Origin of the sequence: Streptomyces sp. NPDC057287 (assembly GCF_042667905.1) — a bacterium.
Taxonomy (GTDB): domain Bacteria; phylum Actinomycetota; class Actinomycetes; order Streptomycetales; family Streptomycetaceae; genus Streptomyces.
This window is the reverse complement of record NZ_JBHUYV010000008.1, coordinates 221538-244987: the sequence shown is the minus strand read 5'-3', so window position 1 is coordinate 244987 and position 23450 is coordinate 221538. Positions and strand designations below refer to the sequence as shown.

The following is a 23450-nucleotide window of genomic DNA, read 5'->3' as shown; positions in this document are numbered from 1 at the left end:
GGACGGCATCGGTGCACGTCAGAGGGGGCGCTCGCGGTCACGTCATGAAGCACCGGCGTACACCGTGTGCACAGAACCTTGGTGAGAGCTCCCCCTCATCCGCCGCCCGCCATGCGCTCCCTGCCTTTAGACTCCTCCAGTGACAGCCTGAGGCCCGAGGGGCAGGATGGGGCCCGCTGTCGGCAAGGTGCGGTATTCAGGGAGGAAGCGTCTCGTGAGCAGCAGGCCATCCCGAGGCGCTGCTCGCCTCGCAGCCATACTCGACGCCCTCCCGGACGGGCTCCTGCTCGTCAACTGCAACGGCACGGTCGTCAACGCCAACACCATCGCCCTCGAGATGTTCGAGACCCCGGGCACCGCGCTCGTGGGCCGCGGGCTGCTCGATCTGCTTCCGGAGTTCGACTCCAGGCTGATCCCGGGTTCGATGCGCAGGCCGGAGTCCGCGGACGAGCAGGGCAGGACCAAGCCGACGCGGATGACCGCGCGCCGGACCGACGGCACCGACTACCCCGTCGAGGTCACCAGCGCCTCCCTCGACAGCGGCCAGGCCGGTTACAACGACATCCACTCCAGCTACACGGGCGACGAGCTGCTCATGCTCGTCGTGCGGGACCTCTCGGGCACCGTCGACACCGAGGCCGAGCTGGCCCGTTCGCAGCGGCAGACCGAGATGATCCTGCGCGCCGCCTCCGAGGGTGTCGTCGGCACCGACACGGACGGCCGGGTCGTCCTGGTCAATCCCGCGGCCGCCCAGATCCTCGGATTCCGCGCCAGCGACCTCGGCGGCAAGGAGCTCCACCCGCTGATCCTGCACTCGCGGGCGGAGGGCGGGGACTTCCCGTACGAGGAGTCTCCGCTCGCCGACACCCTGAAGTCGGGGCGCAAGCACCGGGTGCGCGGACAGGTCCTCTGGTCCAAGAGCGGTGCGCAGGTACCGGTCGATCTGACCACCGCGCCTGTGCGCGACGGGGACCAGCTGGTCGGCGCCGTCATGACGTTCACCGACCGCAGGCCCTACGAGGAACTGACGCAGCAGCACACCGACGAGGTGTCCGGGCTGACCGAACGGCACGCGGCGGAGATCGCCGAGCTCACGGAGAGCCACCGTGCCGAGGTCGCCGCGCTCACCGAGAGCCGCCGCGCCGAGGTCGCCGCGCTCACCGAGCAGCACGCGGCGGAGTCCGCGGACCGGACCGAGCGGTACGCCTCCGAGCTGGAGGAGCAGGCGGAGCGCCTCACGGGCCTCGGCGCACGGCACACACAGCTGACCGCCGTGCTGGGCGAGTCCCTGCGCGGTCCGCTGGAGGAGCTGCGGGGCGAGCTCTCGAGCCTCGCCGCCGACCCGGCCGGCCAGCTCTGGCCCGAGGCCAACCAGATCCTGCACCACCTCGCCGCGGGCTATGCCCGCATGACGACGCTCGTCGACAACGTACTGAGCTACCAGCGCCTGGACACCGGCGCCGAGGAGCTCGTGAAGCAGCCGGTGCTGCTCGACGCCGTGGTGACCGCCGGCATCGACGGGGCGGTCGAGCTGATCGGTCCCGGACGGGCGCAGTTCGCGGTCCACGCGCCGCCGATCGAGGCCGAGGTCGACGCGGGCCGGCTGATCACGGCGCTCGCCCACCTCGTCGCGGACGTGGCCGGTGTCGACTCGACCGGCAAGGCGCGTCCGGTGCCGGGCGGCGGCTACGTCGACTCCACGGTGGTCGTGGCCGCGGCGCAACGCGGTGACGTCGTACGGATCGAGGTGCGCGGTCCGTTCGCCGGTGGCGACCCGGTGCACGTGCCGATCGTGCGCGGGATCGTGCAGGCGCACGGCGGCGTGCTCCAGACGCACGAGATGCCGGGGATGAGCGGCAGCGCGTACGTCCTGGAGGTGCCGCTCGGGACGGGCGCCGGGGCCATCGCTCCCGAACCGCTCCCGGTGCCCGAGGAAGCCGTCGTACCGGAGCCCGCGCCCCAGTCGGCCCAGGGAGGCCGGCGCCGGGCGCGCAGGGCGTCCACGGATGCCTTCCTGGACAGTCCCGTCGACGGCGGGGCGGCCGGTCCGGAGTCCGGTGACACCGCTGCCGCGGAGCCGACGGGGCGGCGCAGGGCACGCCGTGAGTCGACAGGCCCGCAGGAGCAGCAGCAGGAGCAGGAGCTGACCCCGCCTCAGCGGAGTGAGGGTTCGGGTCGCAGGCGCGGCCGGCCCAGCCCCGCGGAGACGGGCACGGCGACGGCGGCGGACCGGCCCCGGCAGGCCCTGGCGCTCCCCGCGGGGGCCTCGGCTCCCTCGGAGGGAGCCGTCGTGACGGCGGCCGAGGGCGCGCAGGGGGGCGGCCGCACGCAGCGCGGGCAGACGGTGCCGCCCCAGGGCGTGCCGCAGAACGCTCCCGGGCGCCAGGGGAGCGGCCGGCCGGCTCTGCCGGCCCTCGCCTCGTCCGAAGCCCCCTCCCAGCAGGAGCAGTCACGGCAGGAGCAGTCGGCGCAGCAGCCCGGAGGCAGGCGTGCCCGGCGGGCTCTCGCCGCGGCGCAGGAACGCGCCGCGGCGGCCGAGCCCTCGGGCCCCCGCACCGCCTTCGCGCTGCCCCCGGCCGCGGCGGACCGGATCCCGCCGACGGCCCCGGGCTCGCCCGTCCTGGCACCGCCTTCCGTCGTCTCTCCGTCCTCCCATGCCCCGCAGCCGGTCCCGGCCGCCCCCCGCCCGGCAGCGCCCGGTGCACAGCCGGTCCCGGCCGAGGACGGCCCGCTGCCCGAGCGCCACGACGCCGTACGCACCGCGCCGGACGTGGACCACACCCCGCCGCAGCCGCATCCCGTGCCGTCCGGCCGCCGGAGGGCTCGGGCCTCGGAGGCGCCGGAGCCGCAGGCGCGGCCCGGCCATCCGGTTCCCGGGCAGCCACTGCCCGCGGTTCCGCCGCAGCCCGACTGGGCGGAGAGCGGCGACCTGGGGCAGATCGCGGCGGTGCCGGACGACGACGTGAGCCCGGCCGGCGACGAGCCCTGGGCGGGCCCCGGCACCACCACGCACACCACGGGCGCCGCAACCCCGGCCGGTCCCGCACCGGCACCGGAACCCACGCCGGCACCGGAACAGCATCCTGCCGACGGCGACGCTCCGGCCCCCGTCCCGGACGCACGGCGCCAGCCGCTGCCCGCGGAGGCGCCGATGCCGGCGTCCTCGGATTCGACGCAGGGCCGTGCGTTCAGCGTGCGGACCCTGGGGCAGGGCGTGCCCTTCGCGCAGCACCTCGCGCACCAGCAGAACCAGACGCTCGGCGGTGCCGGACGGCGCCGCAAGCTCGCCGCCCCGCCGGAGGCCGAGCGTCCGGCCCCGCCCGCCGTGGCACCCGTGCCGCCGCAGCCCGCCCCGGCCCCTGTTCCGCCGCAGCCCGGCGGCACCCAGGGCGGCACCGTGCAGGGTTCCGGCTCGGGCCGGCTCATGTCCTCGCCCGCTTCCGAGGGGCGCGCGTACGCGATAGGGGCACCCGACGAGGGCGCCGAGGGCCCGGAACCGCTCGACGGCCCCGGTGGCGCCGTAGAGGTGGCCAACCGCCCCCAGCCGCAGCCCGTCGACGACGAACTGCCCCCGGAGCCGCTGGACAACCCGCGCCGGCTGCTGGTCTGGCCCGCTCCGGACGTCTCCACGCAGCAGGCCCTCAGCGACCGTGGCTACCGGCCGGTGATCGTGCACTCCCGCGAGGAGGTCGACGCCCAGATCGCGGCGTTCCCCGCCGCACTGTTCGTCGACCCGCTGACCGGTCCGATCACCCGTACGGCGCTGCAGTCGCTCCGTCAGGCGGCCGTGGCGGCGGAGGTCCCGGTGCTGGTGACGGCCGGCCTGGGGCAGGCGACCCGGGAGGCCGCCTACGGTGCCGACCCCGCCGTGCTCCTCAAGGCGCTCGCCCCGCGCGACAGCGACCAGCATCCGCCGAGGGTTCTGGTGATCGAGGAGCACGAGGAGATCGCGCTGGCGCTGACGGAGACGCTGGAGCGGCGCGGCATGCAGGTCGCGCGGGCGTCGGGTGACAGCGAGGCGGTCGACCTCGCCACCCGGATGCGGCCGAACCTGGTGGTGATGGACCTGATGCAGGTACGCCGCCGGCGTGCCGGGATCATCGACTGGCTCCGGGCGAACGGCTCGCTGAACCACACCCCGCTGGTCGTCTACACCTCGGCCGGCATGGACGAGGCCGACCTGCCCGGGCTCGCCTCCGGTGAGACGGTGCTCTTCCTCGCCGAGCGCTCGACGAGCGACGAGGTGCAGTCCCGGATCGTCGACCTGCTGGCGAAGATAGGGACGAACTGACGGCCGGACGTCACAGGACGCGTACGACGGGGGCGGCACGGGAAGACCCGTACCGCCCCCGTCGTACGTCCGGCCCTGCGGGCGCAGGACCGTCCCGCCTCAGAGCTGTGTGATGTCCAGCTCGCCGTCGGCGTACTGCCTGCGGATCACCTTCTTGTCGAACTTGCCCACGCTCGTCTTCGGCACCGCGGGCACGATCGTCCAGCGCTCGGGCAGCTGCCACTTGGCGACGGACTGGGCGAGGAAGGTCCTGAGCGCCGCGTAGTCCGCGGTCGCGCCCTCCTTGAGGACGACGGTCGCCAGGGGGCGCTCGCCCCACTTCTCGTCGGGGACGGCGACGACCGCGGCCTCGGCCACGTCCGGGTGCGCCATGATCGCATTCTCCAGGTCCACGCTGGAGATCCACTCGCCGCCGGACTTGATGACGTCCTTGGCCCGGTCGGTCAGCGTGAGGTAGCCCTCGTCGCTGATCACGCCGACGTCGCCGGTCTTCAGCCAGCCGTCCTCGCTGAACTTGTCGTCGGGACGCAGGTCCCCGCCCTCCGCACCGCCGTAGTACGCACCGGCGATCCAGGGGCCCCGGACCTCCAGCTCACCCGCGGACTCGCCGTCCCACGGCAGGTGTTCGCCCCCGGGACCGGTCAGACGCGCCTCGACACCGGCAGGGAACCGGCCCTGGGTGATGCGGTACGGCCACTCCTGCTCGTCGGTCAGTCCGGCGGGCGGGTTGGACATGGTGCCGAGCGGCGAGGTCTCCGTCATGCCCCAGGCGTGGCAGAGGCGGACACCGAGCTTGTCGTACGCCTCCATCAGGGAAGGCGGACAGGCGGCACCGCCGATGGTGACGCTGGCCATGGAGGAGAGGTCGCGCGGCTTGGCGGTGACCTCGGCCAGCAGCCCCTGCCAGATGGTGGGGACGGCCGCCGCGTGGGACGGCCGCTCCCGCTCGATCATGTCGGCGAGCGGAGCGGGCTGCAGGAAGCGGTCCGGCATGAGCATGTTGACGCCGGTCATGAACGTCGCGTGCGGAAGCCCCCAGGCGTTCACATGGAACTGGGGCACGACGACCAGGGTCGTGTCCTTGTCGGTCAGCCCCATCGACTCGGCCATGTTGACCTGCATGGAGTGCAGGTAGATGGAGCGGTGGGAGTAGACGACGCCCTTGGGGTCGCCCGTGGTCCCGGAGGTGTAGCACATGGCGGCGGCCTGGCGTTCGTCCAGCTCGGGCCAGTCGTAGGAGGTGGGGCGGCCGGCGATCAGCTCCTCGTACTCGTGCACCCGGGGCACGGCGCCGTCGAGCACCGTGCGGTCACCGGGACCGGACACCACCACGTGCTCGATGGAGGGCAGGTGGGGGAGCAGAGGGGCGAGCAGCGGCAGCAGCGAACCGTTGACGATGACGACCTTGTCGTCGGCGTGGCCGACGATCCAGACCAGCTGCTCGGCGGGGAGCCGCAGGTTGAGCGTGTGCAGCACGGCGCCCATCGAGGGGATCGCCAGATACGCCTCGACGTGCTCGGCGTTGTTCCACATGAGGGTGGCGACCCGCTGGTCGCCCTCGACGCCCAGCTCGTCGCGCAGGGCGTGCGCCAGTTGTGAGGCGCGCCTGCCGATGTCGGCGAAACTGCGCCGGTGCGGCTCCGGCTCGCCGGTCCAGGTCGTCACCTGCGACTTCCCGTGGATGGTCATCCCATGGGTCAGGATGCGGGTGACAGTCAGCGGTACGTCCTGCATGGTGCTCAGCACGGCGTCCTCCCGGTGGGCGCTACGCGGCAGTAAGGGTGCGCTGATTCTGCTCACATACCACGCGGTATGTCACTACTTCCGGGAGTATCAATCGGTGCCGACCGGCAGAACCGGTCAGCGGCTCGGGCCGTACGGGTGGCCCGGATCGCCTGCGGAAACGGCTCGGGCGCCCGCACGCGGGGCCCGGACCGACGTACGTCCCAGGTGTCGGTCGGGACCCGGGAGCGCCGGGAAAGGGGCACAGGTGACCCACGTCACCGGACCGGACCGAGCTCCGGATCTTCGCGGAGCTTCCCGAGCGCCCGGGAGACGGCACTCTTGACCGTGCCCACGGAGACCCCCATCACCTCGGCGGTCTGGGTCTCGCTGAGGTCCTCGTAGTACCTCAGGACGACCATCGCCCGCTGCCGGTCCGGGAGCTTGAGCACGGCGCGCCACATCGCGTCGTGCAGCGACTGCTGCTCGGCCGGGTCCGGCGCGGGCGCGGCCTCCTTCTCGGGCAGCTCCTCGCAGGCGAACTCGTCGACCTTGCGCTTGCGCCACTGCGAGGTACGGGTGTTCACAAGGGCGCGGCGGACGTACCCGTCGAGCGCCCGGTGGTCCTCGATCCGCTCCCAGGCGACGTACGTCTTGGTGAGGGCCGTCTGCAGCAGGTCCTCCGCATCGCTCGGGTTCGCGGTGAGGGAACGCGCGGTGCGCAGCAGCACGGGCCCCCGGGCCCGCACGTACGACGAGAACGACGGATAACGGCGGTGTCCGGCGGAGGCAGCGGCCGCCCTGGAGGCGCCGGTGCAGACTGGCGTGGTCATCACTCCACGCTAGGAGCGGGCGACGACGAGGGGATCGGCCCCAGGTCCCGAAGCCACGTCCGCCTCAGGGTGTAGGGGCCGGGCGGGCTCCACCTCCTGAAGGTGGAGGGGAGGGCCCCCGCCCTCAGGGTCCTCACCCCCGGGACGGCCTCCCCCTCACCCGCGAGAACCCGCGAACGCGGCCCGTGCGGCGGGGACACCGCCGCACGGGCCCGCGCTCAGTTCACCCAGAGCGGCGGGAAGATCACATAGAAGTTGTACGTGGACTGGTCGATGTACGTGAAGGGCGATCCACTCACCTGGACCGTGTTGCTGTGGTTGGAGGCACCGGCGCCGACGGCCTGCTGCTGCGACGTGGACGAGTTGCCGGAGTTGTCACCGCCGACACCGCCCGACCCGATGGTCGCCACCCCCGCGTTCGATCCGTCGTTCGCGAACGCACCGTTGTCGGCTGCGGCGACCCCTCCGAACAGGGCGGCAGCCAGAGGCAGGGCGGCGACGGCGGCGAGGGCGCGAGCAGTGCGGATACGTGCCATGTCAATTTCCTCCAGGAACCGAAAACGAGGCTGTTCCGAAGCGGTCGGCCGACCACCCCGGTGCTGTTCACGACGTCGCGGGAGCAGAACTGCCCACCGCGCCCCCGGCGAACCGCCCGGGGTTCGCGATTCCCCCGCACGTATGAGGAACACCGGTCAAACCTCCCGCGCCGGAGGAAGCATCCGTCCGGAGCGAACACCTCCCCCTTCCCTTCTTCGAACGCATGTACGAAAATAGCTCCATGGCCACCACTGACCGGCAGTCCGCCACCCTGGCCCTGGCCCACGCGCTCTCCGCCGCCGAGCGCGGGCTCCCCGTCTTCCCGCTGTCCGCCACCAAGCTCCCGGCCCTGCGCTCACCCCACCGCGACGACACCCCACCCGTGCACTGCCGGGGCGCCTGCGGACTGCCCGGGCACGGGGTCCACGACGCCACCACCGACCCGGCCGCCGTCCGCGCGCTCTTCGCCGCCGCCCCCAGGGCCACGGGGTACGGGATCGCCTGCGGGCGGCAGCCCCACCGCCTCGTGGGCATCGACCTCGACATCGACACCACTCACGGCAACGACTCCGTCGCCGCGCTCCAGCACCTGGCCCTCCAGCACCTGTTCACCATTCCGGCCACCGTCACGGTGCTCACGCCCAGCGGCGGCCGCCACCTCTGGCTGACCGGCCCGGCCGGGGTCTCCGTGCCCAACTCCGCAGGCCGGCTCGCCCCCGGCATCGACGTACGCGGAGCGGGCGGCTACCTGGTCGGACCCGGCTCGGTCACCACCCACGGCAGGTACCGGCTCGCCCCCGGCACGGCCCACCTGGCACCGGCTCCCTGCCCCCGCGCCCTCCTGCGCCTGCTCACACCACCGCCGCGCCCCCACCACCCCGCCGGCCGGACCTCGCCTGCCCGGCAGGGCCAGGGTCTGGTGCGGTTCGTACGGGCCGCACACGAGGGCCAGCGCAACACCCGCCTGTTCTGGGCGGCCTGCCGTGCGTACGAGCACGGCTTCGGCGACGACCTCGCGGACGCCCTCACCGACGCGGCGATCGGCACCGGCCTCACCGAACAGGAGGCCCGCGCCGCGATCGCCTCCGCCGCCCGCCTGACCAGCCCGCGACGGAACCCCTGACCCTGCGGCCGGCGGGCTCAGGCGGGGTTGTCGTCGAGCACCAGCATGATGTGCTCATGCTCGCCATGCCGGACCGTCTCGGTACGCCGGAAGCCGTGCTTCTCCAGCAGCCGCACCGAGCCGGCGTTCCCGACGAAGGGGTCGGCGTGCAGGGGACGGGCCTCTTCCCGCTCCAGGAACAGCGCCAGCGCCCGCGTGCCGATCCCCCGGCCCCAGTACTGCCTGCCGAGCCAGTACCCGATGAAGCGTCGCCCCTCGTCCCACCACGCCACCACGTTGCCCGCCAGTTCTCCGTCGACGGTGACGGCCTGCACGAAGTTGGCGGGATCCCCAAGCACCTTCGTCGTCCAGTGAGTCATGAAGGCTTCCCGCTCCCGGGGCGGGAACTTCGACCGCCGCACAGCCTCAGGATCGTGCTCCTGCGCGAAGAACTCCTCCAGATCGACCGCTTCGACGTCTCTCAAGCGCACCTGATCACTCATGCCGACGGAGTCTGCCACCCGTCACTGACACTCCCGGAGCCGCTGGTTGCCGACCTGCCGCGCAAGCAGCCGTGCACGTGCCCGACAGGGCGGGGAGCACCGGGAAACGACGGTGACCTGCGGACGATGAGCAGCACAACGGCCCCTGACCGATGTTCTGGTCAGGGGCCGTTCTCATGCGGTGGGTGTGGGATTTGAACCCACGGTGACATCGCTGCCACGACGGTTTTCAAGACCGCGCTGCCCGAGCAACGGAAACCGCGCTGACCTGCGCTTCCCCCTAAAATCTCTCCCCTGGCATACGGTCTGGCCCGCGCATGGCCCACGCCTGGCCGCCGGCTGGCCTCGCCGCCACTTCGCCAACACGCTTTCCAACTGTGCGAGTGGCTGTTGGCGAGCGTTCGTGTACGACCACTCGGCAGCTCAGCGAGGGCTGGTGGATGGCGGCGAACCCCGGCGGGCACGAGCAAACTGAACAAAGAACAGGACAACCCGAGGGTGGCGGGACCCCTTCGGACACTGTCCTGAGTTCGCTGCTCGCGCCCTGATCTTCAGGCTAGAGCTCGAATCCTCGCAGAACCTCTTTGTGCAGTTTTTGGATCAGAAGATTTCCGTCGGTGCTCAAAATTGACGAAACCCGGGCCTCTCTGACCAGCTCTTGCGCTACCGTTCTTTTACTCGGTGAGGAAACAGCGACTTTATCGCACCAAGCGGTCACGCCACTAGGCCTATTAACATCACCCAAGTGATGCGAATCGGGAATGGCAGCTGGATCTCCGTGCGAGGAAACAAGCAGCCGATTGATCACACGACGATACACCTGCTCATCAAGTAGATCCTCGGTTACTTTGCCGTCAAAAGCACCTGACACCGAGAAGATGCGGTCGCCCTGGATACCGGCGCGCTCTAGCTTCTTGCCAATCGCTTCTCCCCCCTTATCGCCGTCGACGATGTAGCAAACTCTGGCTCCTTCCAACTCGAGTTCACCGATTCTTTTTGAATGCACCTCTGAAAGCCCAGGGGCTACCTGGAATCCTACTTTCTTATTCTGGATCGCTTCGCGAATTAGAGTGGGGAGAAGAATGAGCTCGGTCGCACCTTCAGTAATGGCCACCGAACGCACAGAAGAGAACGCCAAGCTCGTAGCGCCCATCCCTAGGAGAATTGGACTGAACCCGGGTCCTGCTTGCCAGAACCAATTTGACACTTCGCTTTGCTCTGTTTTGGGAATGGGGCTAACCACTCGGATCCCAGCGCCGAGATCTTCAGGTAGACACCCGGCAGAGTGGGTGGAGTAAATGACTTGCTGGGCCAGCCTTTGCGAGGTGAATACATTTACTAGGTCAGCTTGAGCATCATAGTGCAAATGATTCTCTGCCTCATCTACGAGCAAAATCACAGGGCGTTCATTTTTCGTCTTTACACGCGGTGCGACTTTCGCTTGACGTAGATCCTGCTGAGTCTTCGCCCCAGTCGGCCCGAGCGCGCTTTCATCGACGTCCGACTTGACCTTGGCGTAAATGCTACCCATCAGTGCTACGTATGAGCGCAACCCGTCACTCCTCTCAGCTATTTCCGTAAAGGCGCTCTGTCCGGAACTGGAGAAGAAGACGCGCAGGGTTGCGTTATCCACTCTAAAGCGAACAGCTACCTGCTCTTGGGACCAAGACGACATGACCTCACTCAGGCGATCGTTGCCGCTGCCGAGCATGAACTCCAACTGGGCCCAGTCCTCTCTCTTCAGAGCCCTTTGGAGGGAGATTAGGTTCAATCCTGCCATCCCAAGCAGATTGCTAAGGCCAATCGGCACCTCCGGCACCTCGACCGCGATATTTAGGCTCGCCGGGACTTCCCTGGCCTCCTCGCTAAACGATAGATACCGGGGGACGGACGGGTAAAGCCTTCGAGCCGCTTCGATTTCCAGAGGAGGCTTTTCCATGTACTCAAGGAGATCTTGCAGTGCGCTTCTTGCGGCCATGGCGTTTCCCTTGAACTCTGCGTCGGTGGACGCTCCTCCCTTCGGGAAGAATCGATTCAAGAAGCGTTGCAGATCACCAATAACGCTTGCGAAATCCTTCGATGTTGCCGCAGCGTCAAACTTTGCACTGTCCTGAATATTCTCAATTGCACGGAGGAAGACTTGAGATCTTTTGGACCTATCCAAGACCGCTGCGTCACCCACAGGATAATGCTCTGGTAGGCCATCCATGAACTCGGCAAGCTTGGCGTTCGCTTTTTCCAGATAGGACCTATCCCGCGTGATGGGGGGCATCACGGTTACCGTCAGCAATCCCTTCCAAGATTTGGAAATAGTGAGCCATTTTGGTTCGGTCGGTAGTGCAATATCCTCAACAAGGCTCAGGTCCTTGTCTTCTAGCAAATACTTGGCAGAAATCGGGTCAGCTGCTCGCGCATAACCTCCCCGAGAGGAATGCGATGGATCCAAGGCATCATTGTTATTTAGGGAAAGGAGGGCTTGAAGGATGGTTGTCTTTCCGGCTTCGTTCGACCCTACTAGAGCGATCACTGGTTCATCCAAGTGGATCTCAGTGAGCTTGCGAAACCTCTTGTATCCATTCAAAGTAAGCGTATGGAGACGCATTCTTAGACACCCCTTTTCAGTCATGAATAGACGCACGCAGCATCATCATGCCGCATCCACCGTGGGTTTTACCTGGACTTCCCGTAAGTCACGCAAGGCCGCCCAGTGTCTGCCACAGCTGCCCCGCTGGAGTGGGTGAGAGGGCCTGGGCGCTTACAAACAGAAACCCGCCCAGTCGGAACGTGTGCTTAACGTCCGAGGACTACAGGCCGACCAGCCGTCCGTGCGCCACCTGCGGCCCGGACTGGGGTGCCGGGGAGCGCCGCCACCGCAGATGGGGGCAACGCGGCTTCACCTGCTTGCCTGCTGACCTCCGAGCGCGCCCCCTGGTGTGGGCTTCCGTCCCTCGAGGACCGATCGCACCTCTGCCGGACGGGGTTGTCGACGAGAGGAACATGGCAGGCTTGAGGCACCTACGGAGAGAGGAAGTGCGGGTGTCGCAGCAGGCCAGCCCTCGAGGAACCTTCCTGAGGATTGCTGATGTTGTTCGGGGACAGATCGAAGCCAACGACGAGATGGTTGAGCTCCCGTCGGCCGCCAACTTGATGCGCGACCACGGGGTCTCTCGTGGCGTCGCGCTCCGGGTGTTCGGTGCACTCCAGAAGGAGGGCATCGCTGAACCAGTGCCCGGTGGACGTTGGCGGGTGATTCGACGTGGCCAGTCGGTCGACCGCCGGCCATTGGCCGAACGCCTCGCTGACGTGATCACGGACGACGAACTTTCCGTCGGGGCAGCCTTCCCGAGTGCGGCAAAGCTCAGCGCACGCTTCGACGTCTCGCGGCCGACGATCAGCAAGGCGCTCGACAAGTTGCAAGCCGCTGGATTGCTTTCGGAAGGGAAGCAGGGAAAGCAACGAACCGTGTTGGCCCTGCCGAACCAAGAGGAGGGTTCCAAGCCTTGAGCACTACGGAACTAACCGAGTGGGCCTACCCCCTCGCAGAGTCACTGCTTGCCGAGCCCCTGCCTCGCCGGTGGGCCCACTCCCAGGGTGTCGCGGAGCGGGCACGCACGATCGCCTCGATCCTAGGGAAGGATGCCGACCTGATGGAGGCCGCGGCAGTGCTGCACGACATTGGGTACGCGCCTGACCTGGCCAAGACCGGCTTTCATCCCCTGGACGGGGCGCGGTACCTCCGGGACATGGCCCACGCCGACGAACGGGTGGTGCGTCTCGTTGCTCACCACTCGTGCGCGTGGATGGAAGCCGATGCGCGTGGACTGCGCGAGGTGCTGGAGAACGACTTCCCGCGGTCGCACCCCCACCTCGCAGATGCGCTCTGCTACTGCGACATGAACACGACACCGGACGGCACTCCGACGAATCCGGTGGACCGGGTGAATGAGATCGCTGGACGCTACGGACCGGACAGCCTGATCGGTACGTTTATCCGCCGTGCCGAGCCTGAGATCCTCGCCAGTACCGCGCGGGTCATCGAGCGACTCGCCGCCGCCAAACGTCAGCCGATGTAGGGGGCTGTCCGTCCCTGGTCCATCGCGTGCTCGATCCTGAGCCGCATCGTGGGGTGGACATCGAAATCGTTCAGGTCCGCTGGGGACACCCAGCGGACCTGAGTCGTTTCGTCGCTCGTACGGACATCGCCACCGACCGGTCGTGCACGGAAGCAGATGCTGAATTGCTGCCGGGCCTCACCGTCGTCGTACAGCATCACGTGACCGGGGTCGGTGTAGATCCCCGACATGTTGATGACCTCGGCTTTGATCCCCGTCTCTTCCCACACCTCACGCACGACGGTGTCGCTGATGGATTCGCCTACGTCGTGGCCACCACCCGGCAGGGCCCAGCGACCGTTATCCGAACGCTGGATCAGCAAGACAGCCCCGGCGTCGTTCTGCACAAAGGCCACGACAGACGGAAGAACCGAATTGGCCGGCGGGGCGGCGGGATCGTGAAGGTAGTCGATGCGTCCCATGCTCAAGCTCCCGTGATGTCGTGATCCTCGACCGGGCGTGCACTGCCCCAGGTCTGTTCGATGCTATTCGCGTAGGTGTCGAAGAGCCCGCCTCCAGGGAGCCGTCGCAGGTGCAGGACCGGCGCCATGTACGCCCCAATCCCGTAGACGTGAGTGTTCACGAGCATCTCGTCGTCGGACCGGAAGAGGGAGTTGTACAGCGTCCCATCGTGCAGGCGAAAGCCGATGTCAGGATGGCTGGCGAAGAGCGGGCGGTAGTTCACGAGGGCGTTGCGAATCTTGCCGTCCATGATGCGGTGCCCCTCGTCTATGCCACGTTGTCGCACAGCATCACAGCCAGGATCTCCCAGCAGAATCCTGACCTGAGTCGTCCCCTGCACCTTCCTCTTCAGCAGCTCGTGGAAGAGCGGGTCCTCCGACAGCCACAGACCGGAGTAGACGAGAACGTCGATGCGCGACTCTGCCCGTTCGTAGATGTCGCGCCACAAGGTGTTGGGCACCATGTGGCGGTGCGGGTAGATCGTGACGATCTCTGCCTTGCTCAAGTCAGCTGCGGTCTCAACTGCACGGGAGTCGTCCCACAGGGTCGTCACATCCACTTTGAGCAATGACGCCGTGGCGTACTGATGGCGCCGATACGGAACCTTGCCCTGAGTGATCCAGCGTTCGACCGTCTTCGGGTTGACCTCGATCGACTCGGCCAGATCCTGCACAGTCATGCCCTGCGCGAGCAGGGCCGACCGTAAGCGTTCGTTGGACATCGCAACCCCCGGTGGGACGTCTTGGGACCTCTTGAAGGTAGCGAGATGAATCTGAGCTGTCCACGGATGGGGTAACCAACGCCCCTGGCCTGCAGCGATGCTGATGGTGCGCCAGGAAGTCCACGGCGCGAAGACACGAAAGTCCACTGCCCTGCTTGACGGCACCACCATGCAGAACCTGTAATACAGGTATCGCATCAGCTGCACGGCAGGAGCGGTGAGAAGGGCCCTCCTTTGGGCTGCTTCGACCTGCACGACTGGGCGTCACGTCTTCGGATGCGTCGCCAAGGGGCCCGGGACAGATCGGGCCGAGGTGCACCGGCGCCTTGTCATTGACCGGATGGCTTAGACCGCAAGGTCACGTCTCCATACGCCTACAACGCGGTCATGCAGCGCTACCTGATACGGGCGCTGCTCCCGCGAAGGAGATATCGCACCACCTCAACTCCGCAGCTCAGGCTGCGGCCGGTTGCCTCCCCCGCCCGTCCGGCTCTCGGGTCGTACGGGCGGGGCCGAGGGGAGCCGGAGAGCCCGGCCCCGAAGGGGGAGTTCGATGGAGATCGCTGCCGCTGTCGTCGCGGTCGTCGGCACGCTGCTGGGCGCCGGCGTCGTGGGCGTTCAGCAGTACTACGCGGCTCGTTCCCAGCGTCGTCAGGCGCTGCGTGATCGGGCCCTGACTGCCTTGTCCGAGCTGAGCACCGCGCTCGCGGACCACCGCCGGGCGATGTGGTCCCGCGAAGACCTGCGCTTGTCCGGTGCGGCCCCGGCCGACGTGGCCGTGGCTCGTGAGGCGAGCCACGTCACCCGGTCTGCTGTCACGGCCCCGCAGGTGGCCCTGACAGTGCTGCTGCCCCAGGTCCGCCTGGAGGTTGAAGCGGCGGTCGTGCGGCGTATGCGATGCGCGGCGCCGCGAACGAGCAGGCGCTGGCGTCGTTTCGGGAGTCGGCCGTAGCCGCGGCCGACGCACTGACCGCCACGACGGCTGTCGTCCTGTCCCGCCCTTGATCCACCCCAATAACGGCCGCACCCCCGGAGTAGCCGCTCCGAGGGTGCTTCGGGCCGTCCCACCGTTCAAGGAGAAAACGACCCATGAAGAACATCGTTGCTGGTCGCGAGCCTGTTACCGCGACCGAGTTCATTGAGCTGGCTCTGGGCATCGACCTGGAGCTGTTCACCGGTCCGGCCACGGAGTCCGCGATGGAGCGGGCCGCTCGCCTGGACGTCGCCCATGAGGTCCTCGCGGACCTGCGGGAGAGCGACCCGGAGACCGCGGCCTACGCCGCCAGCCTGCTGCGGACGCTCCCGCTGAGGACGCAGACGAGTGGCTGGCGCCCCCGCCGCACCGTCCGCCGCCCGGCGAAGGCGGCCGGCGCCGGTTCGGCGGTGGCCGCATGAGTGACCTGCCGACGCTCAGCGCGCGTCTGAACAACGCCTTCGGCGACCTGTGGGAGCTCTACATCGTCACGGACGGGCCGACCGCGGACTGGCCGGAACACCTTTTCAACCGAACGATGCCCGTGCCCACTCTGGACGAGCGGGTGCAGGCCCTAGCCGCCCTCGGCTTCGAGCGGGCCACCGGAGCGGAGTGGGAGTGGCAGGAACTTCCCTCCGGGCCCACGGACAGGGTGCGGCTGCTGGGTGCAGTCGACGTCCGCCCGGTGGGGGTGCGGAATGAAACGCCCCGCGCGGCCTGACCAGCAGATCGCAGCGTTGCAGTCCCTCCAGTCCGGGCTCACGAAAGTGCTGGTGACAGTTGCGGTGGTCGCGTTGGCGTTCACCGCGACGAACGTGACCCTGTTCGCCATCGACCACCACATCAGCCCCTGGATCGCGTGGTTGCTCGACCCGATGGTCGCGGTCGCCCTCGGGGCCGTTCTGATCGTGGACGGTCGCTTGTCCGAGCACGGGGTGAAGCCGTCCGGCTGGGCCACTGGGCTCCGCTGGTTCGCCGGTCTGGGCACCTGGCTGATGAACTGCTGGAGCGCCCTGTGGCCCGCCGGCAGTGAGTTCGGTGTCCCCCGGGACGTGGACCCGGCCGGTCTCGTCCTCCACTCCATCCCCCCGGTCCTCCTGATCGTTCTCGCTGAGGCGATCACCTTCTACCGGCGCGCGATCCTTGATCGAATCGCCGTCCTGCGTGACCAGGTGGACCCGGTGGTGGAACGGGTGGAAGCCCCGGCCGTCCACCCCGCATCCACCCCCACGCTCACCCCGGCCCCCGTCGCTCAGCCGGGACCGGCCGCGCTGCCCGCTCCGATCGTGAAGCGGCTGGTCATCTGCGGTGCACAGCGGGTGCATCCCCTGTCTGTCCCCCCGGCGTCCACCCCGGACGACGAGGAGCAGCAGACCGGGTCCCGGCTGAGTACCGAAGAGGCCGCCGAGGTCATCCGGCAGTGCTTCGAAGACGGGGACACGATCGCCGAGGCTGCGGTGAAATCCACCCGGTCCACCTCCTACGTCCACAAGGTCTACGGCCGCCTCGCCAACCCGCCGCAGGACGGCCCCGCGCTGTCCGTCGTGGGTGGGTGATGCTGATGTCTCCCACCTTCGGCCGGTGCTTCGACCCCTCCGGTGCCCGCTACGGGATACCGACCTTCCCCTGGCGCCTCGCCCCCGACGGCCACGCGACCCGCCGACAGTTACGGGCCCGCGGGCTGCGGCCGGGCGGGCAACCGATCGCCGCCCAGCTCATGCGCAACAACCGCCGCCGCGGCGGCGTCCAGGTCGCCTACCTCTACCGCATCGACCAGGCCAAGCCCGTACGCCCGATGACCTCACGGAAGTGGGGCGCCCTGGCGTTGGCGATGCTCGCCCGCCGCACCTGCCCCACCTGCCAGAGGGACGCCGGATACGTCATCCCGACCTCGCTCGGCATGTGCGTGACCTGCGCCTACCCGACCGAATCAGCCGCCTGAAACAAGGAGTCAGACCCGTGTCCGACACCACAACTCCGCAGGCATCACCGGACACCGCAGCCACGACCGTGACCACGGTGGCCGATGGCCCGGACGGGCAGAGCCTGCCGATCGAGATCACCCTCAACCAGACCACCGACGGCGCCGACACCGCCGCGACCACCAAGGGGCCGAGCAGTGCGCTGCGGGCGTGGCCCCTGGCCCTGTTCGGCACCGAGGCCGCATCAACCGGGGCGTCCGCGCTCTACGCCGCGACCGGAACGGCCGGGATGCTCACCGCCGCCGGTGTCGCCGCCGGCGGCGGCGTGCTCGCCGTTGCCACCGCAGCCCGCCGCGCACGCAAGTCCAAGGCAGCAGGAACCGGCGGCCGGGCCCTTCGCGGTTCCGGGCACCGCTCGACGCTCGGCAGCACCGGCGGGGGCCGCTCCGGGTTGGGGCGAGCAGGTGGAAGCGGCCGTTCTGGTGGTGGCCGCGGTCGTTCCTCCGGGCTCGGTGCGACCAGCTCCGGCGCGTCCTCGCCCCGCACCAACCCCCGCCGTTCGCCCGCACACGGAAGCGGCGGGTCCCTGCCGAAGAAGCCGTTCACCAGTGCTTCCACCGCCACGGGCGGTGGGTCTGCCGGTCGGAGTGCGGCTTCCGGGAGGTCTGCGGGTACTGGGGCCGGTGGCCGCGAGGCTGCTGGTGGGCGCGCTGGGATATTGCAGCGCCTGCGCCAGCGCCGCAGCTCCGGCGGGAGCGGAAGGGCCGAGAGGAATCAGGGCCCGAACGGCTCCAACGGCCGGGAGGGCAAGGGTGGTGGGCGTGCGCGTTCGACGCTCGCCGCCTGGACCCGCAAGGTCGCCCGCACCGGCATGCGCGGTGTTGCTGCGGCCCGGGGTCTGGGCCGCAAGGTCGCCGATTCCCCCACCACGCAGTCGATGCGGGAGCGGATCCGCACGGCTCGCCGTGAGGCGTTGAAGAAGGGCAAGGCCGGTATGCGCTACCTGCTGCGCAGCGCTGCGGCCAAGGTCGCCGCCGGTGCAGTCGGAGCCCTGGCCCTGGTGCCCGGCCTGCTGCTGCGAGGTCTCGCAGCGACTGCCGGGGGCGTTCTGCGGTTCCTGCGGCTCGCGCCTCGTAACGGTGTCCAGTGGGGTGCCCGGTTCACCCGCTGGAGCATCCAAGCGGCCAAGGCCGTGCACTCGCGGCTGATGCGCCGGGCCAAGGACGCGTGGATCAAGGCCACGCGCCCGGATGTTCTGACCGACTTCGACGAGCCCGGCCACACCCGCCCGGCCAAGGCGGACGACGGGTTCGGCACCGACTATTTCGGAGGAAACCTGGTGTCTGTGTTCCAGCAGGAGACCGAGGCTGTGCGCGAGGCGTACGCCACGTACGACCCGCCGATGATGCTCGCGGTCGCGGCCGAGTACTGGGGCCTGCCTGAGGGGCTGACGTCGGCTGCGGAGGCGGTGCGGCAGCTCGCGGTGAACACCGCCGACAAGTACCCGGCCGACGCGAGGATGGCGGACCTGGTCGCCCAGGTCTACGCCCTGCTCCACCAGGCATCCCAGAAGGCGGCCGAGGTCGGGCCGCTGTTCGCGAAGGTCCACGAGCACGACCTGCGCCGCTACGAGGAGCCGCGGCCGGGCGAGCACATGTGGAACATCCTTGAGCGCCGCCAGGACGGTGGGTTCGACCAGCGTCAGCCCTCGCGGTTCGTCGCGGTCGCTCAGGACGTCGCCCATGTCTACTCCCGGTACGAGCCCGGCCACATGAACCAGGTCGCCGCCGAGTACGAGGGTGTTCCGGCCGGCATCGAGAACGTCGCCGCCGCGATCAACCTGCTCCAGGTCCGTTCCAACGACCGCTACCCCGTCGACAAGCAGATCGTCGACGCGATCGCCGACGTGCATCAGCTCCTGATGGCCGCCGCGTCGGCCGCTCAGGAGCTGATGCCGAACTTCCGGCGTCTGCACGCCCCGGACATCTCCCGCCACGAAGCCCCCCGCAACGGCGAGGAAGCCGAAGGCATGTGGGACGTCTGACCAGCACTCCCAGACCGCCCCTGCGGGCCGCACACCCACCCGGTGTGCGGCCCGCGTCCGTCCCGCCCAGTTCTGCTGCTTACGAAGGAGCCGTTGATGGCTGCCAAGTCCGCTGGTTCTGCCCTGGACTGGGGCTGGAACCACTCACCCGCCACCTCTGCCGCCCTGGTCGCCGGTGGCGCCTACACCGTCGCGACCGCCGGAACCGTCACCGGCCTCCCCGCCTCGTACGCCCTGCTCGTCGCCGGAGCCGGGGCCGTCGCCCAGGTCGGCGCCGACCTCTACCAGCACCGCCCCACCGGCCACACCGCCGCCCGGTGCGCGGCCTGGCTCACGGCCGGGGGCTGGACCGCGACCGTGCTGGAAAGCCACACCGCCCTGACGTGGGGCGCCGCCGGATGGTGGGCGGCCGGGACCGCTGCCGGCATGACCCTGGCCCGCGGCCTGGTCCGGGCCGAGGCCACCGCCCGTACCGAGCGCACCGAGCGCCGCCTGCAGAAGTGGGCGAACAAGCAGGCCGGTGAATGGCACGAGCGCCTGGAGCGCCTCTTCCGCCTGGAAGGCCACGAGGTCCAGGGCGTCCGGGCGTGGAAGGGCGACGTCGGATACACCGTCCGCGTCCTGATGCCGTCCGACACCCCGGAGCTCCCGGCCGATGCGGTGCGCAAGCTCGCCGTCGACCTGCGCCTGCCCAAGGGCGGCGGCATTCAGATCATGGACGGCGAGGTCTACGGACAGACCCTCATCCGGGTCACCGCTGTCGACGTCCTCGCGAAGGTCGTCGACCTGCCCGACGCCCCGGAGGACACCACCGTCACCAGCATCTACGACGGTCTCCCGCTCGGCCTCAAGCCCGACGGGGAAGAGGCCCGGATCGCAGTCGTCGACGAGTGCGCCCTGGTCGTCGGGCAGACCGGCTCCGGCAAGACAAACACGGTCAACACCGCCAACGCCGGGGCGCTTCGCACGGACAACACGGTGGTCATGCACATCGACGTCACCGGCGCCGGAATCAGCCTCCCCTGGCTGCACTCCTGGGCCGTCGACGGCACCGCGAGGGTGCCGCTGATCGACTGGACCGCCGACACGATCGAAGAGGCCCACATCCTCTGCGACACCGTCATCGCCGGAATCGGCGCCCGCAAGGCCGGGCACCAGGACCTGCTCACCGAGGACGACAAGCTCACCGTCACCCACGACCTGCCCGAAATCCTGGTCGCGGTCGACGAGATCGCCGAACTCACCCCGGGTCTGCTGCGCAAGCTGGACACCATCGTCAACACCGGCCGCGCCGTTCGCGTCCGGGTGCTGGTCTGCGGACTGCGGGCCACCCAGGACGTCATCACCGCCGCGATGAAGAAGCAGTCCCGGGTGCGGGTCGGTATGCGTGTCTCCGACCCTGAAGAGCTCTCCCACCTGTTCCCGACAGGTGGCGGGCGCATCAACCCCAAGTCGGCCCCCTACAAGGGGTGCGGGTTCTACTCCTCGCCCGACGAGGACGACGTCGTATCCGACCCCACGGCGTTCAAGGGATACCGGATCAAGCCCAAGCAGATCCGGGCCCTGAGCGTCGCCTACGCCGACCGGCGCCCGCAGCTGGAGCCGGTGTTCCTGGACACCGAACCGGCGCTCTACTACGCCAGCCGCTGGGGCCGGATCCTGCCGCGCATCTACAAAGCCAAGCAGCTCGCCCCCACGACGATCGCGTACACCGACATGGACGTCCTGTATCCGCCGGTCAACGAGTTCACCGGCATCCCGATCACCAGCAGCACCGAGGACGACGAAGACGGCAACGGCGGACCCCGCGTCGTCGCAGCCAGCACCGCGACCGCTCCGGCCGCATCGGACGGGCCGCAGGTGCGGGTGGGCAGCGATCTCCTGGCGACCATGCTCAACGCCGCACGCCCTGCACCCGCTCCGAGCCTGGACGACTCCACCGTCATTCAGGCCGACTTCGGGCGCGTCATCCAGCAGGCCGGCACACCGCAGAACCGCCCCAACCCTGTCCCCCAGCTCCTGGCCGACGCGCACAACGCGGTCGTGGCCGCCGGGGGCCGCATGCACACCGCGGACCTCGCCGCCCTGCTCCAGATGGAGCCGCTCGTGCTGGGCACCGAGCTCGGCAAGCTGCTGCGCGAGGTGAGCATCGAGCGCCCCGGCAAGGGCACCGTCCGCGCCGGAAAGGACAGCGAGTCCAAGCCCGGATACACCGCCGAGACTCTCGCTGCCGCGATGCGCGCCTACAACCTGCGCCACGGACAGTAAACAGCCCGGGTGTGGTGGGCCCACCACAACCAGCCCACCACACACCCCACCACGCCCTGTGGGAGTCCCACACGCCCTGTGGGACTCCCTGACCTGCGCGTGGTGGGCGTGGGAGTCCCACAGAACACCCCCACGAAACCCGCCCCCAGCCCCACCAGAAGCGCCCCCGGGCGCTCTCCTGCTGGGGGCGTGGGAGTCCCACACGACACCGCCCGCACCGCCACAGTCAGTCACCGAAACTCGACCCGAGGGTGCCCCATGGCCGTGACCGTCTCCGCTGTCGTCCTCCTCCTGATCATCGTCGCCATCATGCTGCGCACCGGCTACCTCCGCATCGGCCCCGCGCTCGCCGCCGCCCTGCTCGGCTTCTTCGCCGCATCCACCGGCATCGCGCCCACCATCAACTCCGCCATCCGCAGCCTCGCCTCCCTCCTCGCTCAGATCACCGCCTGACCCGTTCGAAGGAGCCCCGCCATGACCATCAACTCCGACTTCGTCCCCACCAACTGGACCCACCCCACCGAGACCGCGATCACCCCGGCCCCCGCGGTCCCGCAGCCCGTGGCCGCGCGTACGCCGATCGATCCGGCCGAGGCGCGCGAACTGCTCTCCGACGAGCTGTACATGGCCCGCGTCTGGTCCCTGATCCGCCGCGAAGAGGAAGCCCGCACCGGCATCACCACCCCGGCCGCCCACCCGGCGCCGGCGCCCGCCGCCTTCACCGGCCCCACGGCACCCGCCCCGCAGGCTCCCTCGGCCGGAGTGCCGGGGTGGGTGTGGCAGTACGGGGCACTGGCCCTGTCCTCCGGCGGGTTCATCGCGCTCGCCGGATACGGCATCGGCGCCGCCGCCCCCGGCCTCGCCGCCATCGACGACATCCTCGCCGCACTCGGCCAGGCCGCCATGTCCATCGCAGTCCTCGCCGTCCTGGCCGCCCTGCTCCTGGCCGGCCGACCCAGCAACCGCGGAGCCGGGTCGGCCGGGACGACGGTGAACATCAAGAAAGCCGTCTTCAAGCGCAACCGCTTCAACGGCTGACAGCCGTGCCGCTCCTGGACTGGCGCGACGCCCGCCACTTCGACGCCTCCCGGAACCTGCCGTGCGCGCTCTGCGGCAAACCCACCCCCATGCGCTCCCACGACCGCGAACCGGTCCACAAGGTGTGCGCCGAGGACTGGTGCGACCAACACCCCACATCCAGCCGCTTCCACAACTGACAGGAGGTAGCCATGCCTCAATCCCGTCTGTTCATTGTTCCGCTGTCATTCGATGAGGCGTGCACGGTGATCGACAGGTTGCACCGCCACCACAGCCGTCCACAGGGCTGGAAGTTCGGATGGGGTGTTACAACTCCGGGCGGCCAAGTAGTCGGAGTCGCGACCGCGGGGCGACCCGTCGCGCGCGCCCTGTGGGACGGCTTCACCTTGGAAGTCACCCGCGTGGCCACTGACGGCACCCCCAACGCCTGCTCTGCCCTCTACGCAGCTGCGTGGAAGACGGTGTCAGCTGCCGGGTATCACCGGCTGATCACCTATACCCAGCACGGCGAACCCGGCACAAGTCTCCGCGCGGCCGGGTGGCGCCGGACAGCGGTCCTACGGCCTCGAACGGGGTGGGACACCCCGTCCCGGCCCCGATCAGACCGCGGCACGGACGGTGTAGGTCGCTGCCTCTGGGAGCAGTCACGGAGCACGGCACCCGCCCTGCCTCTGGCCGAACTGCGTAACGCAATGCGAAACGAAAACACCTGCGCAGCCAACGACTGCGGTAATGCCCTTGCGCACGCCTCACGCGGTCGGCCCGCCCTGTTTTGCTCGCCCGCTTGCCGTGTCCGCGCACACCGCGCGCGCCACAACAAGCCCACCTGAAAGCCACTGGACCTGAAAGGGCGGCCCCTGTCTCACGCCAATGATCCGGGGCCGCCCTCGTCCAGCAGCTCACTCACGAGAACTGGAGAACT

22 protein-coding genes and 1 tRNA gene are annotated in these 23450 nt (G+C 69.2%); 15 read left to right on the top strand and 8 right to left on the bottom strand.

Features of this window, described 5'->3' with window-relative positions; genetic code table 11:
- Positions 1–214 precede the first annotated feature (214 nt).
- A complete protein-coding gene (locus ACFUNE_RS18065) occupies positions 215–4291 on the top strand; it encodes a PAS domain-containing protein (RefSeq protein WP_383568359.1) in 4077 nt (1358 codons plus the stop codon).
- A gap of 99 nt (positions 4292–4390) precedes the next feature.
- Here ACFUNE_RS18065 and ACFUNE_RS18060 read toward each other — a convergent pair whose 3' ends face one another.
- The 3 genes from ACFUNE_RS18060 to ACFUNE_RS18050 form a co-directional block, all read right to left on the bottom strand.
- Complete coding sequence (locus tag ACFUNE_RS18060) at positions 4391–6037, bottom strand: long-chain fatty acid--CoA ligase (RefSeq protein WP_383568356.1); 1647 nt, start codon at positions 6035–6037, stop codon at positions 4391–4393.
- Between the two features lie 254 nt (positions 6038–6291).
- Positions 6292–6846, bottom strand: a complete 555-nt coding sequence (locus ACFUNE_RS18055) for a SigE family RNA polymerase sigma factor (protein WP_383568353.1) — start codon at positions 6844–6846, stop codon at positions 6292–6294.
- A gap of 218 nt (positions 6847–7064) precedes the next feature.
- Positions 7065–7382 carry a hypothetical protein gene (locus ACFUNE_RS18050; protein ID WP_383568350.1) on the bottom strand — a complete coding sequence of 106 codons (318 nt, stop codon included), beginning with the start codon at positions 7380–7382 and terminating at the stop codon, positions 7065–7067.
- Between the two features lie 242 nt (positions 7383–7624).
- On the opposite strand from ACFUNE_RS18050, the gene ACFUNE_RS18045 reads away from it, so the two are divergent.
- Entirely contained in the window at positions 7625–8506 is an 882-nt protein-coding gene (locus ACFUNE_RS18045; RefSeq protein WP_383568347.1) for a bifunctional DNA primase/polymerase, read from the top strand.
- 17 nt (positions 8507–8523) lie between these two features.
- Here the strand turns inward: ACFUNE_RS18045 and ACFUNE_RS18040 are convergent, their stop codons facing one another.
- From ACFUNE_RS18040 to ACFUNE_RS18030, 3 genes are all read right to left on the bottom strand, one after another.
- Positions 8524–8988, bottom strand: a complete 465-nt coding sequence (locus ACFUNE_RS18040; protein ID WP_383568344.1) for a GNAT family N-acetyltransferase — start codon at positions 8986–8988, stop codon at positions 8524–8526.
- A gap of 177 nt (positions 8989–9165) precedes the next feature.
- Positions 9166–9250: transfer RNA gene (locus ACFUNE_RS18035), tRNA-Ser, on the bottom strand.
- 294 nt (positions 9251–9544) lie between these two features.
- Complete coding sequence (locus tag ACFUNE_RS18030; protein ID WP_383568342.1) at positions 9545–11590, bottom strand: AAA family ATPase; 2046 nt, start codon at positions 11588–11590, stop codon at positions 9545–9547.
- Between the two features lie 434 nt (positions 11591–12024).
- Between ACFUNE_RS18030 and ACFUNE_RS18025 the strand changes: the two genes are divergently transcribed.
- Both ACFUNE_RS18025 and ACFUNE_RS18020 read left to right on the top strand, forming a co-directional pair.
- Positions 12025–12492 carry a GntR family transcriptional regulator gene (locus tag ACFUNE_RS18025; RefSeq protein WP_383568339.1) on the top strand — a complete coding sequence of 156 codons (468 nt, stop codon included), beginning with the start codon at positions 12025–12027 and terminating at the stop codon, positions 12490–12492.
- Positions 12489–13061: an HD domain-containing protein gene (locus ACFUNE_RS18020; protein ID WP_383568336.1), complete on the top strand. Its 573-nt coding sequence runs from the start codon at positions 12489–12491 to the stop codon at positions 13059–13061. The genes ACFUNE_RS18025 and ACFUNE_RS18020 overlap by 4 nt, the downstream gene beginning before the upstream one ends.
- Here ACFUNE_RS18020 and ACFUNE_RS18015 read toward each other — a convergent pair.
- Together ACFUNE_RS18015 and ACFUNE_RS18010 are read right to left on the bottom strand one after the other, a co-directional pair.
- Positions 13049–13522 (bottom strand): NUDIX domain-containing protein, encoded by a 474-nt coding sequence (locus ACFUNE_RS18015; protein ID WP_383568333.1) that lies wholly within the window; start codon positions 13520–13522, stop codon positions 13049–13051. The two genes, ACFUNE_RS18020 and ACFUNE_RS18015, sit on opposite strands and share 13 nt — an antisense overlap.
- A 2-nt stretch (positions 13523–13524) precedes the next feature.
- Positions 13525–14283 (bottom strand): helix-turn-helix domain-containing protein, encoded by a 759-nt coding sequence (locus ACFUNE_RS18010; protein WP_383568331.1) that lies wholly within the window; start codon positions 14281–14283, stop codon positions 13525–13527.
- Between the two features lie 553 nt (positions 14284–14836).
- Here ACFUNE_RS18010 and ACFUNE_RS18005 point away from each other — a divergent pair.
- From ACFUNE_RS18005 to ACFUNE_RS17955, 11 genes are all read left to right on the top strand, one after another.
- The gene (locus tag ACFUNE_RS18005; RefSeq protein ID WP_383568328.1) at positions 14837–15235 is read left to right on the top strand and encodes a protein kilB; all 399 of its coding nucleotides are present in this window, start codon (positions 14837–14839) and stop codon (positions 15233–15235) included.
- A 137-nt stretch (positions 15236–15372) separates the two neighbouring features.
- The gene (locus ACFUNE_RS18000; RefSeq protein ID WP_383568325.1) at positions 15373–15678 is read left to right on the top strand and encodes a hypothetical protein; all 306 of its coding nucleotides are present in this window, start codon (positions 15373–15375) and stop codon (positions 15676–15678) included.
- On the top strand, positions 15675–15977 hold the full coding sequence (locus tag ACFUNE_RS17995) for a DUF6303 family protein (RefSeq protein ID WP_383568322.1): 303 nt from the start codon (positions 15675–15677) through the stop codon (positions 15975–15977). Before ACFUNE_RS18000 ends, ACFUNE_RS17995 begins: the two co-directional genes overlap by 4 nt.
- A gap of 52 nt (positions 15978–16029) precedes the next feature.
- A complete protein-coding gene (locus tag ACFUNE_RS17990; protein WP_383568319.1) occupies positions 16030–16812 on the top strand; it encodes a hypothetical protein in 783 nt (260 codons plus the stop codon).
- A 5-nt stretch (positions 16813–16817) separates the two neighbouring features.
- Complete coding sequence (locus tag ACFUNE_RS17985) at positions 16818–17198, top strand: RRQRL motif-containing zinc-binding protein (RefSeq protein WP_383568316.1); 381 nt, start codon at positions 16818–16820, stop codon at positions 17196–17198.
- A 17-nt stretch (positions 17199–17215) separates the two neighbouring features.
- A complete protein-coding gene (locus ACFUNE_RS17980) occupies positions 17216–19222 on the top strand; it encodes a hypothetical protein (protein ID WP_383568313.1) in 2007 nt (668 codons plus the stop codon).
- A 96-nt stretch (positions 19223–19318) separates the two neighbouring features.
- Positions 19319–21490 carry a hypothetical protein gene (locus tag ACFUNE_RS17975; protein ID WP_383568310.1) on the top strand — a complete coding sequence of 724 codons (2172 nt, stop codon included), beginning with the start codon at positions 19319–19321 and terminating at the stop codon, positions 21488–21490.
- Between the two features lie 258 nt (positions 21491–21748).
- Positions 21749–21943: a hypothetical protein gene (locus ACFUNE_RS17970; RefSeq protein WP_383568307.1), complete on the top strand. Its 195-nt coding sequence runs from the start codon at positions 21749–21751 to the stop codon at positions 21941–21943.
- Positions 21944–21964: 21 nt separating this feature from the next.
- Entirely contained in the window at positions 21965–22528 is a 564-nt protein-coding gene (locus ACFUNE_RS17965; RefSeq protein WP_383568305.1) for a hypothetical protein, read from the top strand.
- A 5-nt stretch (positions 22529–22533) separates the two neighbouring features.
- Entirely contained in the window at positions 22534–22707 is a 174-nt protein-coding gene (locus tag ACFUNE_RS17960; RefSeq protein ID WP_383568302.1) for a hypothetical protein, read from the top strand.
- Between the two features lie 12 nt (positions 22708–22719).
- Complete coding sequence (locus ACFUNE_RS17955; protein ID WP_383568299.1) at positions 22720–23358, top strand: XF1762 family protein; 639 nt, start codon at positions 22720–22722, stop codon at positions 23356–23358.
- Positions 23359–23450 lie beyond the last annotated feature (92 nt).